The organism is Komagataeibacter oboediens (assembly GCF_003207815.1).
GTDB lineage: Bacteria > Pseudomonadota > Alphaproteobacteria > Acetobacterales > Acetobacteraceae > Komagataeibacter > Komagataeibacter oboediens.
Genome location: NZ_NKTX01000025.1, coordinates 1 through 18,717, shown reverse-complemented (window position 1 = coordinate 18,717; position 18,717 = coordinate 1). Strand labels below are relative to the sequence as shown.

Genomic DNA, 18,717 nt, shown 5'->3' with positions numbered 1-18,717 from the left:
CCCTGAAGCCATGAGGTCCTGGGCATGCGCGTTCCCTCCGGATTTTTTTTACTGTCATATTTTCATTGGTGTTCTGAGTTCATTACATATAGATACGGCCGGACGGCAATGATGGCGCTGATCCGCACTGTCGTGTGTCTGGGGCTGTTCCTGTCCGCTGCCTTTCCCGTTCGTGCGGCGGATGTGGATGTAACCCGGACAACCGTAGTACAGGACAGGAAGGCGCATGAATATCCCGGCTGGGTGCGCAGGATACTGGGTACAAAGGCGGATACACACAAACTGCCGGAAGTCTCCAACCCCACGCCGTATGCCGAAACGCAGCCGACGACGCCCTTTTATGAAACAACCCCCGGCTTCCTGCACGCGCCCTATGGGCCGCCTTCATTTGGTCCGCCATTTGGCACCACGCATCTGCTGGGGGACTGGGGTGGCGTCCAGCCGTGGTTGCAAAGCCGTGGGCTTTATCTGGCAGTTGACGTTTATGAAGACCTGGCGGGGAATGTGGCAGGTGGCAAAAAGCGCGATTATACCGTTGCAGGACAGGTTGGTACCACGCTGGATGTCGACTGGAACAGGGTGCTTCATCCCCGTGCATGGGCACGGGACCTGTGGCTGCACATGCTGGTGGTCAACGGCCATGGCCGGAACCTGAGCCGACTGTTTGGTGATAACAGTAACCAGGTCCAGCAGATTTATGGCAGCCGCGGCAATGTGATCGCGCATCTTGTCTGGGCGTATTTTGAAAAGGCATGGCTTGACCGCAGGGTGGACCTGTCGGTTGGGTGGATCCCCACCGGAGTGTTTTTCCAGAACTCGCCATGGGTCTGCAACTTCATGAACGTGTGGCTGTGTGGCGGGGAAAGTCCGACCAAATTCCTGCGCGGGGGGCGGGGCTGGCCTTCGGGAAATATTGGCGGTGTCCTGCGTGTCATGCCGATAAAGCAGCTTTATGTCATGGGGGGACTGTTTGCCGTATCTCCCCATAACTACAACGGGGGTATTTCGGGCTGGTCATGGGCGCAGGACGGGTTGGGCAAGCTGTCGACACAGGCTGAAATCGGCTGGATCCCCGCCTTTGGCCGGGATCATCTGGCGGGGCATTACAAGGTGGGCGCCATGTATGACAATGCGCGGTACGAGGATCTGTATGAAGACATCCACGGAAATTCATGGGTGTTGACGGGACAGCCAGCCCGAAGGCAGAGCGGCCAGACCTCGGTCTGGGTCATCGTTGACCAGATGCTTGTCCGTCGTGGAGCGGGGGAGATGAATGGCCTGATACTTGGTGGATACTATGCCTATGCTTCAGGGCAGACATCACAGATCAATCACAGTTTCATGGCGGTTCTTATGGATACGGGCGCTCTGTGGCACCGTCCGCTGGATAGCGTGGGGATTGCGTTCCTGTGGGCCGGTTTCAGCCGTTCCGCCATCCTGTCGCAGGAAGCGGCGGCAGGCCGTGGCCTTGCCCTGCCGGGGGGGAATTTTGGCATGCCGTATGGCATTCAGGGGCATGAGACGATCTATGAAGCCTATTATGGGTTCCATATTGCGGACGGCCTGTCGATCAAGCCCGACTTCCAGTATGTCAATCATGTTGGGGGCACGACGGTGTTCAGGGATGCCGTGGTGCTGAGCACCGCCATGAATGTTGCTTTCTGACGTGGTTACTTTTATTTGATATTTCCATTAAATGGTCTGAGTTCTTAAATCTTTTTCCTGAATTGTGCGTTTTTTTTACTGACCGGTCACATTCTGTGGCGTGGGATCTGAAAAAGAAAGAGGACCTTCATGTCTCTTGTCGGTAAGGTGGCTGTTGTCACGGGGGCGGCGCAGGGTATCGGGCGTGGCATTGCGTTGCGTCTGGCGCGCGACGGGGCGGATCTGGTGGTGGTGGATATCGCGCAGGACCGGCTGGACGGGGTGTGCGAAGACATACAGGCGCTTGGCCGCAAGGTTCTTGCAGTTGCAGCTGATATCAGCGTGCGTGATCAGGTCTTTGCCGTGATCGGGCAGACAATGCAGCACTTTGGCGGCGTTGATATCATGGTCAATAATGCAGGTGTGGCGCAGGTCAGGGCACTTGTGGATGTGACGCCGGAGGATATGGGGCGGATTTTCCAGATCAATGTCAATGGAACGCTATGGGGAATTCAGGCAGCGGCCCAGGCATTCAGAAAACTGGGGCGCAGGGGAAAGATCATCAATGCCTGTTCTATTGCAGGGCATGAAGGCTATGCTTTCCTGGGCGTCTATTCCGCCACCAAGTTTGCAGTTAGGGGATTGACGCAGGCGGCGGCAAAGGAACTGGCCCCCCATGGCATTACGGTAAACGCCTATTGCCCCGGTGTGGTGGGAACCGACATGTGGGTGGAGATAGACAGGCGCATGGCGGAAGCGACCGGCGCGGAAATCGGTGCAACCTATCAGAAATATGTCAATGGCATCGCGCTGGGGCGGGCGGAAACACCCGATGATGTCGCCGCTTTTGTCGCGTGGCTTGCCTGCGCAGATTCAGATTATATGACAGGCCAGTCAGTCCTGATTGATGGCGGGCTTGTGTTCCGCTGACCATGGTCCTCGACGCATTATTCATGCCGGACCTGTGGTAGCAGGCCGGTGGCATGACGCCTTGGGGGATATGAGGTTTGGAATTATGTCACGTAATAAATTTTAACGGGCCGGTATCCTGTTCAACCGCCTGCAGGGCACTGTCTTTTCATAACGGCTGCGCAGTGATGGGAACTGATAAAGCGGGTGTATTATCAGGTAGATGGCAGGAACGGCGGTCGCATGGTCTGGCGACCGCCGTTCCTGCCATGATGACGGGTTTAGTTGCCGCTTTCCCGCCGGGCTGCGCCATAGCGACGCATGGCCCACAGGCCCACCCCTGAAAATGCAAGTATGATCAGGCCTATGCCGCCTGTGCCAACGGCCATTTTCCAGATGACGGCAATGAGGGCAGGGGCCACCAGTTTCGTTTCATGCATCATGTGCAACCACTGGAAGGTCCATTCCCCCCGGCGTATCTGCCCCGGATCACGGCTGATACGCACGTGCTCGGTATGGGGATCATACTGGACGGTGGCAGGGTGATTGGGCCCATATGCGGGCAGGATCACCTCAAATGCCTGCTGTGTTGGCTGTTCGCCCAACTGTACGGATAACAGGGTCGCTTCCGGCATCTGGCGTTTCAGCGCAGCCAGCCCGGTGTCCAGCCCTGTTTCGCCTGCAACGGCGGGAAGGGCCGTATGATGCGGGTGGTTGTGCCGTTTGTCGGGGCCGTTGATGCCAAATAGCGGGCGCGCGAAAGGAAATGCCAGAATGGCCCCGCTCAGTGACAGGAACAGGAGCATGAAGGAAAGCCAGAACCCCAGGCTGACATGTATTTCACGCCACAGGCGCAATCCACGGGCGCGGCGGCTGATAACTATGGTCCTGCGCCATTTCCCGTTCTGCCACAGGGCGGGATGTGGCCACCATATGATCAGCCCCGTAAAGGCCAGCATGCTGAGTACAACGCCCATGATGCCTGTTGCCGTCTGGCCATAGGGCAGCAGGAACAGGTCCGCATGCACATTGTGCAGGAAGCGGATATATGCCGGCACAACGTAGGTGCTGATGACGGATGGATGATCGGGGTTGACGAATACCTCGAAGGTCGGATGCCGTTCCCCTGCTGGTCCATAGGTCACCATGGCACTATCCCCATTCCAGCGCGCGGGGTTGAGGCGCAGCGGGATCATGCCCGCAGGCGCATGGCTGCGGGAGGCAGCGACCACGGCTTCAGCCCCGGCTGGCGCACCACTATCCGTAACATGCGGACGTTCTGGCAGCAGCAGGGGAAGGATGATCAGCAGTGTCCCGGTCAGTCCCTGCAACGCAAGGGGCAGCATGAGGAAAAGTCCCATCCAGCGATGGATTTTACGAAATGCGCTGCTCATTTTCCCCGTATGTCCGTGCTTGCGGCAATGGTATCATGACATAATCGGGGGCACCAATAATGCAGCCCCCCGGTTTGAAGTAAAAAAAGGTATCATCTGCCCGGCCGGTTTTCGGTTCCCTTCCGGTATCTGACCCGAACCGATCTGGTACAACCCGCGTGCGATCAGGCTGTGTCGCACGTGGCCATGCCCATGGCAGGGCAGAACGGGGTGGGGCCCTTCCGGGACGGGGATATCGGCCATGTTGCGGGCGGTTTTTGGTGCCCCTGCCAAACGTATGATATGGCAGATGTGAACAGGCTAGGGCAGGCCACTTCCCCATGATGCAATTCATTACCGATTTTGCCGATCAGGCTGATATTCTGCCGGTCGTGGCGACGGCCGCCTGTGTGATGGGCGTGCGGGGATGGTGGCGGGGCATGTGGGTCTGGTGCACTGTTATCGGCCTGGCCCTGGGTACGATGCTGCTGCTCAAGATCGCGGGGCTGTATTATGCATGGTTCATGCAGGCCCGTGTATTCAGCCCCAGTGGTCATGTGGCCGCTGCCATTGTCACATATGGCGGTCTGCTGGTCATGCTGCTGCGGCGTGTGCTTGTTCGCCACCCGGTTGCCATGCTTGTCCCCCTGCTGGGCGTTGCGGGTGTTGTGGGATATACCCGCTGGCGATTGCAGGCCCATACCATGGGCGAAGTCATGGTTGGCACATGCGTGGGGTGTATTGCCGGACTGGTATTGGGAATGAAATGTGGTCCGGTGCCCCGTTCATTATGGGGATATATGCTGCCCTGTATCGCTGGTGTCGCCCTGCTGTTCCATGGGTTCCATCTTGGGGCGGAAGCGACGATCCGTCAGGTCTTTTCGCCAGAAGGGCTGTTTCCCGATCACCTGTAACGGACCGGACCTGTTTTTCTATCTTTTCGGGATTGGTTGATCATGACTTATCGATAAAAGAAAAAAGTTTTTTGGTATCGTCTTTTTTCAAAAAAAGCGACGTCTTCCACAGCTTTCTGAAAAAACGTTCTTATGATGACTGAATATTTTCCGGACAGGCTTTTCAGGCAGCAATCTATACTGACCTGTTTCCGTGCGCGGGGGCATCTTACCTGGCCGCGCTGGATGAGGGGTCAGCTATCCCGCGACTGCTTTTGCGGGCAGGGTATTACGGTGTCCCGCCGGCCCACATGGCTGCGCGCACGACCATAACCGTAATAGATGGCCAGTCCGGTCATGCCCCATGCCGGCAGAACCAGTATGGCGACCAGATCCAGCGACAGATACAGGTAAAGGCACCCAAGAATGGCAAGTGGCGCAATGACCCATATGGCGGGTGCGCGAAACGGACGCGTACGCATGGGATCGGTCCGGCGCAGGATCAGGACGGATATCGCCACCATGGCGAATGCGAACAGGGTGCCGGAATTGGAATAGTCAGCCAGGGTGCCCACCGGCAGGAAAGCAGCACCTGCTGCCGCGCCAATGCCGGTGACAATGGTGACGACATGCGGCGTGCGGTAGCGGGAATGGACACGGGCAAGCCCGGCGGGCAGCAGGCCATCGCGCGCCATGGTGAAAAAGATGCGTGTCTGCCCGAATATCATCATCAGCACGACGGAGGGCAGGGCCATGGTCGCGGCAAGGCCGATCAGGTTTCCGACCCGGTTCCACCCTATGGACCGCAGGATATGGGCCAGTGCTTCGTGCGAGCATGGCAGCGGGGTAGGTGCCCCGTCTGCCATGATTGTCTGGCACCTGTATTCCAGCGCCAGCGTGCCGGGGGGCAGCACGCTGCCATCCGCCGCCATGACGGGCTGTGCGCCAAGGGGGGAACCAATGGCCCCAAGGGCAACCAGCAGGTAGAATGCCGTGCAGAAGCCAAGGGAAGCGATCAGCGCGACCGGAACATTGCGTTGCGGATTTTCAGTTTCCTCGGCTGCGGTGGAGACGGCGTCAAAACCGACATAGGCAAAGAATATCGACGCGGCTGCTCCGGCCATGCCGGTGATCCCGGTTGGCATGAACGGGATGAAATGACTGGTGCTCATGACCGGAATGGCCAGGACGGCAAACAGCGTCAGGGCCATGACCTTGATCCCGACCAGAATGGCATTGGCGCGCGCGCTTTCGGTCGTGCCCAGAACAAGAAGCCAGGTAATCATGAGGATAATGACGACCGCGGGCAGATTGGCGTACCCGCCTGCCTGCGGGCTGTTGACCCATAGGGGGGATATGTCAACATGAAGCAGGTTCCGGACCAGTCCCACCATATACCCTGACCAGCTTGACGCCACGGCGGCCGCCCCGATGGCGTATTCCAGGATCAGCGCCCACCCCACCATCCATGCCAGCCGTTCCCCCATTACGGCATAGGTATAGGTATAGGCCGATCCCGCAGTCGGAACCATGGACGCCAGTTCGCAATAGCAGATCGCCGCACACATGCAGATGAAACCGGCAAGGATGAAACTGAGCATCATGCCCGGTCCTGCCTTCTGCGCGGCTTCGGATGTCAGCACGAAAATACCGGTGCCGATGATCCCGCCAATACCCAGCATCGTAAGCTGGAACGCCCCAAGCGAACGGTTCAGCGACTTCTTTTTCGATGTCGCAATGATTGCGTCCAGCGATTTTACGCGATCAAACTTCATTCACCCGTTTTCCCCGTCCTGTCCCTGCCGGGCATTATATGCTGTCCCGCAGGGAGGAACCTATGGATAAACGCGATATGTGCAAGAATGGGACGGGCATGCCGCATGTATGCCGATGCGGGCGAGTGCAGGGCTGTTGCCCCGCCTGCCTGATTATGAAATGTGAATTGATCTGACGGCCTGCAGGGTGCTTGGCTTGCTTCGGGTGCAACAGGGCTGAAGATCTATCCTGATATGGAGTGTCCAAGCATAACCGCATGGCGTGTCGCCCGGCATCGGGCAAGGCATCAACTGCTGGAAAGGGGAGCGGTCTTCGCTGATCCGCTCGCGGTCCTGATCTCGGGCGGGGACAGTGCACAACCTGGTATGGAGGAAGACGCGCCGGGCGAGAAAAACTTCCGTCTCTTCATGGCCATTCGAAGCCGCATTGCGGAAGACAGACTGGCGGCAGCCGTGCGGCGTGGCGTGCTGCAGGCCGTTGTGCTGGGGGCCGGCCTCGATACGCTTGGTCTGCGCGGCCCGCATGGAAAGGACGGCCTTGTCGTGTTCGAGGTGGACAGGCCCGCCATGCAGGACTGGAAACGCGGGCATATTGCACGGTTGGGGATTACGGCGCCGGATACCCTGACCTTCGTGGCCGCTGATTTCGAACGGGATGACCTGGTGGACTGTCTGGTCCGTGCCGGGTTTGACCCGGATCGGCCTGCATTTTTTTTCGTGGCTGGGCGTCGTGCCGTATCTGGGGCGCGACAGTATTGAAAAGATATTACGCTTCATTGCGACCATACCTGATGCTGAAATTGTATTCGATTACGGGGAATCCGTTGAAAATTACGACGGGGACCGCAGGAAACTGATGGAAGAACGGGCGCATTTCGTGTCTTCTGTCGGTGAACCATGGCTGAGCCGCTTCACTCCCGCAGACATGCACGATATTCTGCGCAGGGCCGGATTCAATCATGTCACGGATTATGACCGTGCCGGCATTTCTGCATATTTTGGCTGGCCCGTGCGGCAGCCAACGTCCGGAGCAGGTCCGCATGTTATTGATGCATGCATGGATGGTTACGAAATGTAGATTTTATTTTGTTGCGTATAATACAATAAATTTGGAAGTAAACGATAAATTATGTAATTAATAAGAAGTTTCTTGTGAATATTTTTTAAAAATATTCAAATATATCGCTTTTTTGAAAAATTTGGCTCCCGGAAACACTTGTTCCCAGACAGTATGTCAGCCCGTCATGCGTTCAAGGAAGTCAAACAGGCGCGGGTTATCCGAATGTGCCACATTGAACCTGAACCATTGCGAGGGCTGTTCATCCGGGCGGAACAGATGACCGGGCGCCAGCATGATGTCATATGAACAGGCGCGTTCCGCCAGGGCGCGCACATCCCTGTCGGTTCCAAACCGGGCCCAGGCGAACATGCCGCCGGCGGGGTGAAAGTAAAGCTGCATCCCCGCCTGTTCCAGACGGGAGCAGACGCGTGCCTGTGCCCGCATCAGGCTTTCACGCAGATTCGCCAGATGGGGACGGTACAGCCCGCTACTGACAATGTTATGGACAATTTCCTCATTCAGGGGAGCGGTGGTCAGGTTACTGGCCATTTTCTGCCGCAGGATCCGCTGCGCGGTATCCGGGGCGCAGGCGACATATCCCACACGTAGCCCCGGTCCGATGGTTTTGGAAAAGCTGCCGATATGGATAACCGCATTCAGTCCGCCCAGTTGCGACAGTGTCTGCTGCCCGTCCGGGGCAAGGTCCAGGAAGATGTCATCTTCAATTACGGTCACATCATGCTTCCGGGCAATGCGCAGGACATCACGCATGTTGCGTGCCGTACTGCAGGTGCCGGTGGGGTTGTGCAGGATGGAGGTCGTTATGAACAGGCGTGGCTGGTACCGGCGCACCATGCGCTCCAGCTGTTCGGGGCACGGACCGTCGCGCAGGCGCGGAATGCTGGCGATCTGCAGGCCCAGCGCCTGCAGGGCCGGGTAGAGATTGCAATACCCCGGATCTTCCACCAGTATCGTATCACCCCGCGTTGAAAGACAGCGCACCGCCAGTTCCAGCGCCTGGCTTGCCCCATGGGTCAGGATGATGCTGCCTTCGGTGCAGGCAATGTCCCGGCGTGCCAGCATCTGGCGGATATTGTGCCGCAATCCGGCATGGCCGTAGGGGTTGCCGTATTCCAGCATGGCCGCCAGTTTCTGTGGCGACAGTCCCGTCAGCGCGCGCTGGGTGGCCGATGTGAACAGCATGTCGGATGGCAGCCACCCGCATCCCGCCTTGATCACCGGGGCTTCGTCCTCATATGCGTGCTGAAGCAGCCACATGGAATCAATGGAGCGTTGCAGCAGCGGCGTGCCGCGTTCCGGGCCTATGACAAAATATCCTCGCGTGCCCCGGCTTTCCACCAGTCCCGTGCTGGCCAGCCGCAGGTAGGTATTGGCGATGGTAATGGTGCTGACCCCGCATTGCCGCGCCATGCGCCGGATGGATGGCAGCCGTTCCCCCCGGCGCAGGACACCACTGCGGATGCGGTCTTCAAGATCCTGTCCGATCTGGCCGACAAGGGGCGTGTGGCTGCGTCGGTCCGGATTGCGGAAAGGGGGGGATGTCATGGAAAAGCCGGTGCCAATCAGTACAGTTTCACAACGCGCGGCCGGATTGTACATATACAGGGCGCGGGCCGGGACTTACGGTCATGAAATGAATCGTCCTCGCATCAGGGACTGGGGGCGGATTTCAGTGCAGGATTGTAACATGGCTCAGGATTCAGAAAAAGCAGAACTCCTCCGGAACGAGCGCGAAGGGGTGTACTGGCAACCCTTTACCGCCAACCGCCATTTGCGGGCCAACATGCCCCCCCGTACGCTGGTCAGTGCCGAAGGGGCGTATTACACGACCAGCGAGGGGCACAGGCTGTTCGATACCCTGTCGGGCCTGTGGTGCACCCCGCTGGGGCACGCCCATCCGCGTATTGTCGAAGCCGTGCGCAGGCAGGCCGAAACGCTGGATTTCGCGCCAAGCTTCCAGTTGACCCATCCCGGCGCCATCTCGCTGGCTGAACGGATTGCCGACCTTGCCCCGCAGGGCATGGATCACGTCTTCTTCGCCAATTCCGGGTCGGAAGCGGTCGATACGGCGCTGAAGGTTGCGCTGGGGTACCACCGTATCAAGGGGGCGGGAAACCGTTTCCGCATGATCGGGCGCGAACGCGGCTATCACGGTGTCGGCTTCGGTGGCATGTCGGTGGGGGGCATCGTGTCCAACCGCAAGATGTTCGCCGCCGGCATGATGCCGGGCGTCGACCATCTGCGTCATACCTATGAACCCGCGCACATGGCCTTTACCCGCGGGCAGCCGGCATGGGGCACCCACCGGGCGGAAGATCTTGTCCGGCTTGTAACGCTGCATGATGCCTCCACCATCGCTGCGGTCATTGTCGAACCGGTACAGGGATCGACCGGGGTGATCGTGCCGCCGGTCGGGTATCTGCAGCGCCTGCGTGAAATCTGCACGGCCAACGGCATCCTGCTGATCTTTGACGAAGTCATTACCGGCTTCGGCCGCATGGGCGAGAACTTTGGCGCCCAGCGTTTTGGCGTAACGCCGGACATCATTACCTTCGCCAAGGCCGTGACCAATGGCATCGTGCCGATGGGCGGGGTGATCGTCACGGACGAGATTTACAACACCTTCATGACCGGTCCGGAAAATGCCATCGAGTTCTGTCATGGTTATACATATTCCGGCCACCCCATGGCAGCGGCGGTGGGACATGTCGTGCTGGATGTCATGCGTGAGGAAGGGCTTGTCGCCCGGGTGCGCGAACTTGAACCCGTGCTGGAAGACGCCATCCACAGTCTGAAAGACCTCGATACCATTGCCGATATCCGCAATATTGGCCTGACGGCGGCCATTGACCTCAAACCGGTGGACGGCAAACCGGGCGCGCGTGGGCAGGCCCTGTTTGAAGCCGCCCTGCGTGGCGGCCTGCTGCTGCGCGTGACGGGGGAGGCGGTCTCCTTCGGGCCGCCGTTCATTTCCACCGCGCAGGAACTGCGTGACATGGTTTCGACACTTCGCCAGCTCATCATTCAGGTCGGCTGAGCCTCGACGTTCAGACAGGAACAAGGAAAACATCATGCCTTTGCTGCATTTTCACGTTGTAAAAGGACAGCGGAACCCGGCGGAACTGCGCGGGCTGCTCGACGCTGCGCATGACGCCATGCTGGAAGCGTTCAAGGTGCCTGCACGCGATCGCTACCAGCTGGTATCCGAACACGAACCCACCCATATGGTGATCGAGGATACGGGGCTGGACATTCCCCGTACGCCCAAGGTCGTGCTGCTGCAGGTGGTTTCGCGCCCGCGTGGCAAGGAACAGATTGCTGCGTTCTACAAGCTGCTGGCGGAAACGCTGCAGGCCCGCTGTGGCCTTGCGCCATCCGACCTGATGGTATCGGTTATTGAAAACCAGGATGAACACTGGAGCTTCGGTCTGGGCCGCGCGCAGTTCCTGACAGGGGATCTTTAAACCTAGTATTTTCAGTATGTTACGAGCCAGTTTCCTTTTCGTTTAGGAAACTGGCATTTATCCGACTGATGGCCTCCTTCGCCAATTTCTCCTGATTGACTGACGCCGTATAGTGCTGAACCATGGCAAGGCTTTTATGGCCAGTTATTGCCGCGATCTCATGTGTAGAGCATCCGGCCTCTGCCAATAACGTCGCCGCCATTTTTCGTAGGCCGTGGATATTAAATCCCTTGGGTATTTTCCCTTCCACCGCCGCATTATACAGCCCCCCAGACAATGTATCAGGTCGGCATGGGCGCCCTCTTGATGTTGTTAAAATAAACTCGTTCGTCCGGGGCCAGCGCTCAAGATGCGCTTGCAATGCGGGATGAACGGGTATTCTGAGCGGGACGCCAGTCTTTCCCTGAACGAGATAGATTACACCATCAGATATGTCGTTCCACTTCATTCTGCACAAATCCCCTCGGCGCTGCCCGGTAAACAGGGCCAGAATGACGGCGCGTTTCAGGGTAGGGGTCAGTGTCTCCATGGCCTGCCGCACGATCTCTGGTGTCCATGCGGGCAATGGAGAAACAGGCATCGGCTTGACCCCGGCGGCCGGGTTTATTTCAACCCAATCACGACTGATTGCCCATGCGAATAATGATCTGGCTGCCGCTAGAAAACCGTTAGCGGCCCCGTTCCCGCGAATTGTAGAAAGCATATCTCTGATCGTTAAGATATTTCTCCTCTTCACGTCCTGTATTGGCAACGCCAAAATATTTTCAAACTCACCCAGATAAAGACTTCTCACACTCTGTGTTTTAGGCTTCGCGGAATGAAACTCTACGCTGCCCTGATATAGCCGGATGATATGGGATAACGTCCCCTGTGCGGGCTGGCGAGGTTCATCCTCACCAGCCTTCTTCACTGGATACCGGTATTCCTTAATTGACCCGTCTGCCAGCCGCTTTTTTACGACTTTGAAGCGCCGCGTGCTGTCTGATTTTTTCTTCACAAGCCTGCTCTAATATCTCATCCATGTCGCGCTTGATCTCAATGCCCTGGCTTTTCATCATGAGAGCATCCACGGCGTGCCGGTCCCATCGCGGACTGCGCTCGCCAAGGTGATAGCTGGGGCGTGGCAGCTTGCCCTGCTTGACCATGCGGGCCACGTTGTGGGGCTTCACGTCTATGCGTCGGGCCAGACCCTCGCGACTGAGCCAGCGTTCCAGCGCTTCACCCATTCCCCACCTCCACCACGCGCCCACTCTCCACCAGAGCGTTCCATGCCCCCAGATGTGTCGCGACGATCTCGCCACGCCACCGCAGGAACACGTGGTATCGGTTCTGGGCGACCAGTTCCAGCGGTTCAGTCAGGCCGCCAGCCACGCGCAGATTGTAGGTCATGCCGCCTCCCCAGCAATCACGCGCTCAACGTCCCGCTCGATAGCGGCGCGAGAGATGGCCCGAGACTGCCCTACCAGTTTGTCGCGCAGAAAAATCCGCGCGATGTTGCTGGTGCATTCCACCCGGTAGCCTTTGTAGAAAAAGCCGAAATGGCTGTTTGTGCGGAGCCTCATGCTGCCTCCTCCCGCCGCGCGATCTCGCGCTTAATATACCACTCGGCCTTTTTCAGATCCTCGAGTGCGTTGCCCTTCTCATCGGCGCGCCAGATGTATTTCAGGGCATTGCCGAGGTTGAATGACATATGTTCGACCACCTGAATGCATTCGATGCCGGATGGATGGGCATTATAGTGTTGGGGATGGTTGACGGTGCTGTCCGGCACCTTTCCCCCACAAGGGGCCACAGGAACGCTATCGTAGCCCTTAAACCACTCAAGTGCTCCGCCAAAGGCAACCATTTCTACAGGACATTCACGCGGCGCTCCACGCTCAGCAGCCCGGCGGCCGCGCTGGTAGGGGGTGTGGGTTTGTTCGGTCAATTTTCGTCCTCCCGGCTCGGGATAAGGTCGGCAATATCGGGGAACTGCTCGCGCAGGATATCGGCCACGTCGAAGGCAATTTCCCGGTGCTCTTTCTGGGTTTTCCGCTCGCACCGCAGTGCGCAGTAGTGCATCCATGATCGCAGCGTTCCGGCCATGTAGAGGCGTGAAGGGGTCATGCCCTCGGGCAGCACTGCGCGGGCCACCTCTTTGGCGATACCGTTCTCCAGCGCCCAGCTATAGGCATCGTCAGCGGCGATGTGGACGCGGGCCTGCATATCCTCCCATCCACCGGCCAATTCTTCGTCATCCGTCTCGATGCTGTTCTGCCGGTCCGTGTGATCCTGCAATCGCGCCTCACGGAACACAGGAATGTCATCCACTACCGCATAGCGCTGGGAGAACTCCTGAAACGAGAAGGATCGATGCCGCAGGATCTGACGTGCAATGTCGCGCGTAGTATCGATCTCCATAGTCAGAGATATCATTTCCAGAGGCGACCACTCCCGGCGCTCAACCAGAAACCGCAGCAGCTTAGGTCCGGTCTCGTGGTTCATCTGGTTGGCTGTACTGGACACGCGGGCGCAGTAGGCGAGAAGCTGGGCAGCAGTATCGACGCCTGGCACCATTGATTTAGTGATGCCTGTCAGGGTTACGGTCACTGCCCGTTCTCCGCGTTCATGGCCGCGTCAATGGCGATCCGAAACGTATTCCCGCTAAAACCCGCGTCACTTCCTTCCGCCAAAACATGCCAACCAGAACCATCCAGATGCACGGCCTGCGTTGCGCGGTGACGTTCGATCCAATCCAACCGCGCCGTATCCCGTCCCATCTCCGCGCGCTCCAGTTCGCGCCCGCGCTGGATGGCCTCGTTGATATGCAGTTCCGCCACTTCCATCATCTGGTAGCTTTCTGGCGGATTAGCGAAATCATCCGCCAGAACCTTGATCTGTTCTTCCCGACTTCTCACGACTTCTTCCCTTCCTTGTCGGTTAGGGTGCGGATGGCTGTAGCGCACTCACTGGCGCCAATCATACGTTCGTCAAATGCCACGACATCCGCATCATCTTCCGCCATGTCACCCAGTGCGTAATAATGGATGCTGATTGCCTGGGCGGCTTTGGCTGCCCGCTCCCGCTCATCCTTCCGCATCTGCGCGGTTTCGAATGAAGAATAGACGGCACCTAAGTATTTGTAAGAACGAGAGGACGCTTTTATCTCGGGAATTGTAATATAAAATCGCCTTTCCCCATCCCACCAATAATGACTTTCAGCATCCCACCACACCGCTCTTGGCGCGCCGCAGGCGATTACGTGCCACCCACTCCGCTCCGGCTGATCTGGTAGGCCGTTCCATTCGCTCATCCCACTACATCCTCAAGCATGTAAATCAGGTCAGCTACTGTCATGTTCTCAACGCGGCCATCTTCGTGAACCATTTCTTCCAGAAATCCCTTCGCCACTACGGCACGATCGACAGAAACGCTCTGGTATCCATCGCGGCCAGCCATGTCCACGATATGGTGGAAATCATCGAAATCCGGTTTCTCGATCATTCTGCCGATCCTTCGGTGAGGGCTGCTTCAATGAAATCGTCCATTGTTTCGATGGGACTGATCCACACGGTATCGACAATACTGTGTTCATTTATTTCGTAGGCCAGAGCATCCCCCACTCGAGACAATGCGCGCCGTAGACGCTCAATCTCCGCATCCTTCTTAGCCGCCACACGGGCAACCTGCGCCTCCATGTCGGTGCGGCGGACCAAAGGAACCGGCCAAGGATCGCCAGCAGAACGATATATGTTCGTCATGGGTAAACGCTTATCGACAAACAGGTTAGATTTGTCGGGGACGAAGCCAACCGTCTCCACATCCGCACACGGCTGGATGGGGGTGCCTACAATGCCCATCATGCGCACGAACATGTCGGCGGCATCGAGAATGGGTCCGCCGAGCAACTCGCTCCGCATGTTGGTTTCCTGCTCATCCGTCAGCCGCCCCGGCACAAGATACATCGGTGTTTCGTTCATCTTTATCGTTTCTTCCAAATCAACCTGCCGCGCGTCGTGGATCAGTTCGTCAGAACCACACATTATCAGCCCCCACGATCTGCTCGAATGCGTCCCACGGCTCGACGCCGTTATCGCGGGCAATGCGCAACCGGCGCTTCTGGCAAAGGGTGAGGGGCGCAGAATTGTGCGCCCTCATGTGAAGTTCGACCTGCTGCGTCCACGTCAGCCGGGTTGCCAGGTAGTCGGGTTCGGCGGCGTCGCTGGTGGGGATCATGCCGCAATCTCCGACTGCTGCATCATCCCGCGCTGCCGGGCCAGTTCCAACAGTTCCAGCTTCATGTCATTGAAGTCTTTGAGGGCCTGTCCCAGGTTCTTGATGAACGGTTCATCCCGGAACACCCGCTCCACGTAGGACGGCATTTCCTCGCAATAGGAATACTTGTCTGTCCATTCGCGTTCACAGACCATCATCTGGCCTTGTGTCTGGGTATTATACTTGTGCCCAAACCCGTCGAACTCGTATTCGATGTGGGTTTCTACCTTCGGGCACTTGATTTCCAGAAGCCCATCATCGCCCACCAGCCGGTCAGGACTGGCCCCGGCAATGCCGCTATCAAGCGTCACGAAGCCGACTTTCTGCAGGACGCGACCAGTCTCGAACGCGTAAAGGTCAGCTGCGACCGGCTCAAGTTCATTGCCGCGCTGCACATCGTAATTGTTTGATAGATCAGCCCCGAGAGGTCTCCGGAGAATGATTTCCCCGACAAGCCTGATGGCATACTTGCGGGACTGGGTAGAAAGTTTCCCAGTGTTACTGACGATCTTATCAAACTCAGATGCCGTAGGAAGGCCCAGCCGGGCATGAAGCCACGCTTCGCTGCCCTGCTCCATTGTGTGGATCTTCATTTCGTTGGCGCTCCTGTCTGGCGGCGCTTGTTCAGAGAATTTACAATCCGAGCAAACTGATTGGCCGGGAGTTCCTGTATCGAGTTGGCGCCGAAATGCTTGAGAACATCTGCCAAAGGCATGCCAATTTCAGCAACCATATCCTGAATAGCCTTCGCTTGCGCCGCATCCACAGTACGGACAAACCCCTGCGCACCATCATCATCGGCATTCTCGCGCACGATGTTGAACAGCATCTCCGCGCAATACCGCTTCCCGTAGGACAGCGTTGATCCCATTGCCTGCAGGGCGTTGCGGCCGGGGCCATTATCAACTGGTAGGGGCATTGAGGCCGTCTGGCTGTGCCCGCTGCGATGCCGGATTGTTCCTGTGATCATCAGGCCGCCGCCTTGCCGCTCCTGTGCGTCAAATGACAAGGAAAACCCGAACTTCTGCATGACCGGCCGAAGCATCCGGTCCATATCTTCCCATCGGGCGAAGCTGTATTTCCCCTTGCCGGTATCGACCTTGCCCATCTTCGCAACGCGCTGGATTTCCCCGGTCGCATCGGCCATTGCCTGGTTGAACTCGGCCTCTGCCTGCCGCTTCATGATGCTGTCCTGCAACTTGAGCAGTTCATGCATCTTGTCCACATCAACAGACGGATCGGCGGCCGCGCGCGCGATGACGTTCAGGATGCCATTGGATACGGCTGGTTCCTGTTCCTGCCTTGTTGCCACCGCCTGATCCTGCTTGACGGGTGTTGTGGTCGCTTTACGTTCAATCGTTTCAGACATGACGGGGGACTCCATAGGATGGCGGGAAGTAAATCTTGTCGTAATCAGGAACCGGACACGCGGGGATTTCCAGATCGTCACGCACGCGGCTGTCCCAGTTCCCGCCATACTGTTCATTCAGGCTGTTTACCAAAGCCCGACGCTGTTCGTATGTCACAGCCCCCGCCTCCCATTATGGTTCTGCATCACGCGCCGGTTGATCCGCACGCGCTGGTGTTCTGTCAGAAGGTTTTTCATGCGGGAACATCCACGTCAGCGGTGACAACCAGGATCGTTTGCGGGGCATATCCCGTCGGGCAGGGACGGAACTTGCCGTCCTTCGGATGGCAGTCGATTACTTCACCATCCTTATCGAGGCCGATGATGAAGCGGCGGGGTTCGGGCGTGTTCTTGTTCATGCCGCACCCACCAACGCCAGACGCGGACGGACAATGTGCGCCACGGTCGCGGGAACCTGCCCGTCCGCCTCAATTTCCTTGGCCTGCGCGGTCAGGTCGATAAGCTGGTTTTCGATGCCCGCAATAAATTCATCCATCTGGAAGCCATCGCTCAGGCTGCGACCCTTAGCCCACGCCATCCAGCCCCGGAGATGGACCTTCCATTCATCAATGGTCTGAAGGTCATCCTCTGCCTTTGCAGACAGATTTCCGAACCGCGCGTCAATATCACCCTGCGAACAACCATCGGGAAGATTACTGCACATAATCAATTCCTCTCATTACTTGGAAAATATTTGGCCAACTCGGCCAGACTGCCGGGACCGCGATCCCGGTGGCCTGGGCGTGTCAGGGCATTGCAACAGTGGCGAATGCGTAGAACACCGTGCCCAAAAGCATGGCACCGAGCAGGGCCATGCCAAGGAAGCGGGTTAGGTGGTTGTCGGGCATCACTGCATCCCCAGACGGTGCGCCAGTCGCGCCATGCCTTTCGGCGTCACGAATACCTGCTGCGTGCTGACTTCTTCGCCCGATGTATTGGTGTAGGTGGTGTATTTCATCTCGACGTAACCGGCATCGACCGCGCCCGCGTAGGCTTTCCAGCGTCCGGCCTGATCGCGGAACGTCCATTTGATCTCGCGCAGGAACTCGATGCCACGCTTGGAACCGATCTGCAGTTCCTTACCGACTTCACGCAGGTTCGTGCGGCCCTTGCTGTTGGCGAGGCGCTCGAATACTTCCAGCTTGGGCGCGGCTTCTGCCTTCTCAGCCTCGAGGGCCAGCACTTTTTCGGTGTAGGTCAGAAGGGTGCTGCGAAGGAATGCGGGATCGTTCAGGTCGATGGCGGGGGTCTGAACCGATGTGGCCCCCGTCACCATCGCGTCGAATGCGCGAATGACGGTCAGATGGAAAGCGGCGCTGATCCACATCGCGTAGGCGTAGACCAGTTCCTTGCAGGCATATGTCCCGCCATTGCGGCCCGGAACCGTTTCTACCGGCTTTCCGGCAGTTTCAGAAACTGTGCAATTCTGCATAGTTTCCAATTCTTCGATCAGCTTTTTCGCCTGATCCGTGCGAAGCCACTGCCCCGGAGCGTCCTTCGCAACGCCACCAGCCGCCCGGTGGCAATCGTTCAGGCAGTAACGCCCATCCGCGTCCTGCCGTATTGCCGTAGAGAGAATTGTGAGGCTGTTCACTGCCCATCTCCGTGTTGGTGATGGGGTAATCATGCGGCCAAATGACCGCGACAGTCAACGGTCAAATGACCGCTCAGTGAATTTTTTTTGGTCAATTGTCCGGGCGTGCAAAAACAGCTTTCCCGACTCTATGAGAACGCAATAAGAACATACAGGAAAGGATTCGCTATGCCCGCACCCGAGACCGAAGCCTACGTGTTCCAATCCTACAGGCTGAAAGGGGAGCCAGGCGCGCAATATCCATGGCCGACAGGTCTCGTGCACTGTCAGTCGCGCCAAGAGGCCATGATGCGGCTCTATCAGGTCAAATCAGGGCTGACCG

General features: G+C 57.9%; 26 protein-coding genes. 6 read left to right on the top strand and 20 right to left on the bottom strand.

The genetic code is table 11. The features are described 5' to 3' along the window. Positions 1-108 precede the first annotated feature (108 nt). Both CFR80_RS10805 and CFR80_RS10800 read left to right on the top strand, forming a co-directional pair. Positions 109-1,665 (top strand): carbohydrate porin, encoded by a 1,557-nt coding sequence (locus CFR80_RS10805; RefSeq protein WP_010516617.1) that lies wholly within the window; start codon positions 109-111, stop codon positions 1,663-1,665. A 129-nt stretch (positions 1,666-1,794) separates the two neighbouring features. Continuing rightward, complete coding sequence (locus tag CFR80_RS10800; RefSeq protein ID WP_010516619.1) at positions 1,795-2,574, top strand: acetoin reductase; 780 nt, start codon at positions 1,795-1,797, stop codon at positions 2,572-2,574. Positions 2,575-2,834: 260 nt separating this feature from the next. Here CFR80_RS10800 and CFR80_RS10795 read toward each other — a convergent pair whose 3' ends face one another. Further along, positions 2,835-3,947 (bottom strand): PepSY-associated TM helix domain-containing protein, encoded by a 1,113-nt coding sequence (locus CFR80_RS10795; protein WP_083819145.1) that lies wholly within the window; start codon positions 3,945-3,947, stop codon positions 2,835-2,837. Between the two features lie 320 nt (positions 3,948-4,267). Here CFR80_RS10795 and CFR80_RS10790 point away from each other — a divergent pair, with 320 nt between their 5' ends. Next, positions 4,268-4,840 carry a phosphatase PAP2 family protein gene (locus CFR80_RS10790; RefSeq protein WP_010516623.1) on the top strand — a complete coding sequence of 191 codons (573 nt, stop codon included), beginning with the start codon at positions 4,268-4,270 and terminating at the stop codon, positions 4,838-4,840. 233 nt (positions 4,841-5,073) lie between these two features. Here the strand turns inward: CFR80_RS10790 and CFR80_RS10785 are convergent, their stop codons facing one another. Then, positions 5,074-6,594, bottom strand: coding sequence for an amino acid permease (locus tag CFR80_RS10785; protein WP_110507343.1), 1,521 nt, complete (start codon positions 6,592-6,594; stop codon positions 5,074-5,076). A gap of 234 nt (positions 6,595-6,828) precedes the next feature. On the opposite strand from CFR80_RS10785, the gene CFR80_RS19845 reads away from it, so the two are divergent. Then, positions 6,829-7,353, top strand: a complete 525-nt coding sequence (locus CFR80_RS19845; protein WP_232275985.1) for a class I SAM-dependent methyltransferase — start codon at positions 6,829-6,831, stop codon at positions 7,351-7,353. Between the two features lie 475 nt (positions 7,354-7,828). Here the strand turns inward: CFR80_RS19845 and CFR80_RS10775 are convergent, their stop codons facing one another. Next, a complete protein-coding gene (locus tag CFR80_RS10775) occupies positions 7,829-9,220 on the bottom strand; it encodes an aminotransferase-like domain-containing protein (RefSeq protein ID WP_110507355.1) in 1,392 nt (463 codons plus the stop codon). 142 nt (positions 9,221-9,362) lie between these two features. On the opposite strand from CFR80_RS10775, the gene CFR80_RS10770 reads away from it, so the two are divergent. Both CFR80_RS10770 and CFR80_RS10765 read left to right on the top strand, forming a co-directional pair. Continuing rightward, on the top strand, positions 9,363-10,712 hold the full coding sequence (locus tag CFR80_RS10770; RefSeq protein ID WP_110507342.1) for an aspartate aminotransferase family protein: 1,350 nt from the start codon (positions 9,363-9,365) through the stop codon (positions 10,710-10,712). Between the two features lie 34 nt (positions 10,713-10,746). After that, a complete protein-coding gene (locus CFR80_RS10765; RefSeq protein WP_010516630.1) occupies positions 10,747-11,139 on the top strand; it encodes a tautomerase family protein in 393 nt (130 codons plus the stop codon). A gap of 19 nt (positions 11,140-11,158) precedes the next feature. Here the strand turns inward: CFR80_RS10765 and CFR80_RS10760 are convergent, their stop codons facing one another. The 17 genes from CFR80_RS10760 to CFR80_RS19325 form a co-directional block, all read right to left on the bottom strand. Beyond that, positions 11,159-12,049 carry a site-specific integrase gene (locus CFR80_RS10760; RefSeq protein ID WP_110507341.1) on the bottom strand — a complete coding sequence of 297 codons (891 nt, stop codon included), beginning with the start codon at positions 12,047-12,049 and terminating at the stop codon, positions 11,159-11,161. A gap of 16 nt (positions 12,050-12,065) precedes the next feature. Continuing rightward, positions 12,066-12,365 (bottom strand): helix-turn-helix transcriptional regulator, encoded by a 300-nt coding sequence (locus CFR80_RS10755; protein ID WP_110507340.1) that lies wholly within the window; start codon positions 12,363-12,365, stop codon positions 12,066-12,068. Next, positions 12,358-12,528 carry a hypothetical protein gene (locus CFR80_RS19345; protein WP_181418204.1) on the bottom strand — a complete coding sequence of 57 codons (171 nt, stop codon included), beginning with the start codon at positions 12,526-12,528 and terminating at the stop codon, positions 12,358-12,360. Before CFR80_RS19345 ends, CFR80_RS10755 begins: the two co-directional genes overlap by 8 nt. Next, entirely contained in the window at positions 12,525-12,701 is a 177-nt protein-coding gene (locus CFR80_RS19340; protein ID WP_181418203.1) for a hypothetical protein, read from the bottom strand. The genes CFR80_RS19345 and CFR80_RS19340 overlap by 4 nt, the downstream gene beginning before the upstream one ends. Continuing rightward, positions 12,698-13,066, bottom strand: a complete 369-nt coding sequence (locus tag CFR80_RS10750) for a DUF3310 domain-containing protein (RefSeq protein WP_258367775.1) — start codon at positions 13,064-13,066, stop codon at positions 12,698-12,700. The genes CFR80_RS19340 and CFR80_RS10750 overlap by 4 nt, the downstream gene beginning before the upstream one ends. Then, complete coding sequence (gene thyX, locus CFR80_RS10745; RefSeq protein ID WP_258367774.1) at positions 13,063-13,728, bottom strand: FAD-dependent thymidylate synthase; 666 nt, start codon at positions 13,726-13,728, stop codon at positions 13,063-13,065. Before thyX ends, CFR80_RS10750 begins: the two co-directional genes overlap by 4 nt. Continuing rightward, complete coding sequence (locus tag CFR80_RS10740) at positions 13,725-14,036, bottom strand: hypothetical protein (protein ID WP_110507337.1); 312 nt, start codon at positions 14,034-14,036, stop codon at positions 13,725-13,727. The genes thyX and CFR80_RS10740 overlap by 4 nt, the downstream gene beginning before the upstream one ends. Beyond that, on the bottom strand, positions 14,033-14,431 hold the full coding sequence (locus CFR80_RS10735; protein WP_110507336.1) for a hypothetical protein: 399 nt from the start codon (positions 14,429-14,431) through the stop codon (positions 14,033-14,035). The genes CFR80_RS10740 and CFR80_RS10735 overlap by 4 nt, the downstream gene beginning before the upstream one ends. Continuing rightward, positions 14,428-14,622 carry a hypothetical protein gene (locus CFR80_RS10730; RefSeq protein ID WP_010518036.1) on the bottom strand — a complete coding sequence of 65 codons (195 nt, stop codon included), beginning with the start codon at positions 14,620-14,622 and terminating at the stop codon, positions 14,428-14,430. The genes CFR80_RS10735 and CFR80_RS10730 overlap by 4 nt, the downstream gene beginning before the upstream one ends. Then, a complete protein-coding gene (locus CFR80_RS10725) occupies positions 14,619-15,098 on the bottom strand; it encodes a hypothetical protein (RefSeq protein WP_258367772.1) in 480 nt (159 codons plus the stop codon). Before CFR80_RS10725 ends, CFR80_RS10730 begins: the two co-directional genes overlap by 4 nt. Before the next feature lie 49 nt (positions 15,099-15,147). Next, positions 15,148-15,354: a hypothetical protein gene (locus CFR80_RS10720; RefSeq protein WP_110507334.1), complete on the bottom strand. Its 207-nt coding sequence runs from the start codon at positions 15,352-15,354 to the stop codon at positions 15,148-15,150. Beyond that, entirely contained in the window at positions 15,351-15,986 is a 636-nt protein-coding gene (locus CFR80_RS10715) for a lambda exonuclease family protein (RefSeq protein WP_019092188.1), read from the bottom strand. The genes CFR80_RS10720 and CFR80_RS10715 overlap by 4 nt, the downstream gene beginning before the upstream one ends. Continuing rightward, positions 15,983-16,762 (bottom strand): ERF family protein, encoded by a 780-nt coding sequence (locus CFR80_RS10710; protein ID WP_110507333.1) that lies wholly within the window; start codon positions 16,760-16,762, stop codon positions 15,983-15,985. Before CFR80_RS10710 ends, CFR80_RS10715 begins: the two co-directional genes overlap by 4 nt. Then, on the bottom strand, positions 16,755-16,919 hold the full coding sequence (locus tag CFR80_RS19335) for a hypothetical protein (protein ID WP_181418202.1): 165 nt from the start codon (positions 16,917-16,919) through the stop codon (positions 16,755-16,757). Before CFR80_RS19335 ends, CFR80_RS10710 begins: the two co-directional genes overlap by 8 nt. 76 nt (positions 16,920-16,995) lie before the next feature. Further along, positions 16,996-17,160 carry a hypothetical protein gene (locus CFR80_RS19330; RefSeq protein ID WP_181418201.1) on the bottom strand — a complete coding sequence of 55 codons (165 nt, stop codon included), beginning with the start codon at positions 17,158-17,160 and terminating at the stop codon, positions 16,996-16,998. Next, the gene (locus tag CFR80_RS10705) at positions 17,157-17,465 is read right to left on the bottom strand and encodes an RNA-binding protein (protein ID WP_110507332.1); all 309 of its coding nucleotides are present in this window, start codon (positions 17,463-17,465) and stop codon (positions 17,157-17,159) included. The genes CFR80_RS19330 and CFR80_RS10705 overlap by 4 nt, the downstream gene beginning before the upstream one ends. A 183-nt stretch (positions 17,466-17,648) precedes the next feature. Further along, the gene (locus tag CFR80_RS19325; protein WP_220032741.1) at positions 17,649-18,395 is read right to left on the bottom strand and encodes a phage antirepressor KilAC domain-containing protein; all 747 of its coding nucleotides are present in this window, start codon (positions 18,393-18,395) and stop codon (positions 17,649-17,651) included. Positions 18,396-18,717: the final 322 nt, after the last annotated feature.

Coding starts and splice junctions, on each gene's coding strand:
- CFR80_RS10805 (WP_010516617.1), top strand. CDS start 109: ATGATGGCGCTGATCCGCACTGTCGTGTGTCTGGGGCTGTTCCTGTCC.
- CFR80_RS10800 (WP_010516619.1), top strand. CDS start 1,795: ATGTCTCTTGTCGGTAAGGTGGCTGTTGTCACGGGGGCGGCGCAGGGT.
- CFR80_RS10795 (WP_083819145.1), bottom strand. CDS start 3,947: ATGAGCAGCGCATTTCGTAAAATCCATCGCTGGATGGGACTTTTCCTC.
- CFR80_RS10790 (WP_010516623.1), top strand. CDS start 4,268: ATGATGCAATTCATTACCGATTTTGCCGATCAGGCTGATATTCTGCCG.
- CFR80_RS10785 (WP_110507343.1), bottom strand. CDS start 6,594: ATGAAGTTTGATCGCGTAAAATCGCTGGACGCAATCATTGCGACATCG.
- CFR80_RS19845 (WP_232275985.1), top strand. CDS start 6,829: ATGGAGTGTCCAAGCATAACCGCATGGCGTGTCGCCCGGCATCGGGCA.
- CFR80_RS10775 (WP_110507355.1), bottom strand. CDS start 9,220: ATGACATCCCCCCCTTTCCGCAATCCGGACCGACGCAGCCACACGCCC.
- CFR80_RS10770 (WP_110507342.1), top strand. CDS start 9,363: ATGGCTCAGGATTCAGAAAAAGCAGAACTCCTCCGGAACGAGCGCGAA.
- CFR80_RS10765 (WP_010516630.1), top strand. CDS start 10,747: ATGCCTTTGCTGCATTTTCACGTTGTAAAAGGACAGCGGAACCCGGCG.
- CFR80_RS10755 (WP_110507340.1), bottom strand. CDS start 12,365: ATGGGTGAAGCGCTGGAACGCTGGCTCAGTCGCGAGGGTCTGGCCCGA.
- CFR80_RS19345 (WP_181418204.1), bottom strand. CDS start 12,528: ATGACCTACAATCTGCGCGTGGCTGGCGGCCTGACTGAACCGCTGGAA.
- CFR80_RS19340 (WP_181418203.1), bottom strand. CDS start 12,701: ATGAGGCTCCGCACAAACAGCCATTTCGGCTTTTTCTACAAAGGCTAC.
- CFR80_RS10735 (WP_110507336.1), bottom strand. CDS start 14,431: ATGAGCGAATGGAACGGCCTACCAGATCAGCCGGAGCGGAGTGGGTGG.
- CFR80_RS10730 (WP_010518036.1), bottom strand. CDS start 14,622: ATGATCGAGAAACCGGATTTCGATGATTTCCACCATATCGTGGACATG.
- CFR80_RS10725 (WP_258367772.1), bottom strand. CDS start 15,098: ATGAACGAAACACCGATGTATCTTGTGCCGGGGCGGCTGACGGATGAG.
- CFR80_RS10720 (WP_110507334.1), bottom strand. CDS start 15,354: ATGATCCCCACCAGCGACGCCGCCGAACCCGACTACCTGGCAACCCGG.
- CFR80_RS10715 (WP_019092188.1), bottom strand. CDS start 15,986: ATGAAGATCCACACAATGGAGCAGGGCAGCGAAGCGTGGCTTCATGCC.
- CFR80_RS10710 (WP_110507333.1), bottom strand. CDS start 16,762: ATGTCTGAAACGATTGAACGTAAAGCGACCACAACACCCGTCAAGCAG.
- CFR80_RS19330 (WP_181418201.1), bottom strand. CDS start 17,160: ATGAACAAGAACACGCCCGAACCCCGCCGCTTCATCATCGGCCTCGAT.
- CFR80_RS10705 (WP_110507332.1), bottom strand. CDS start 17,465: ATGTGCAGTAATCTTCCCGATGGTTGTTCGCAGGGTGATATTGACGCG.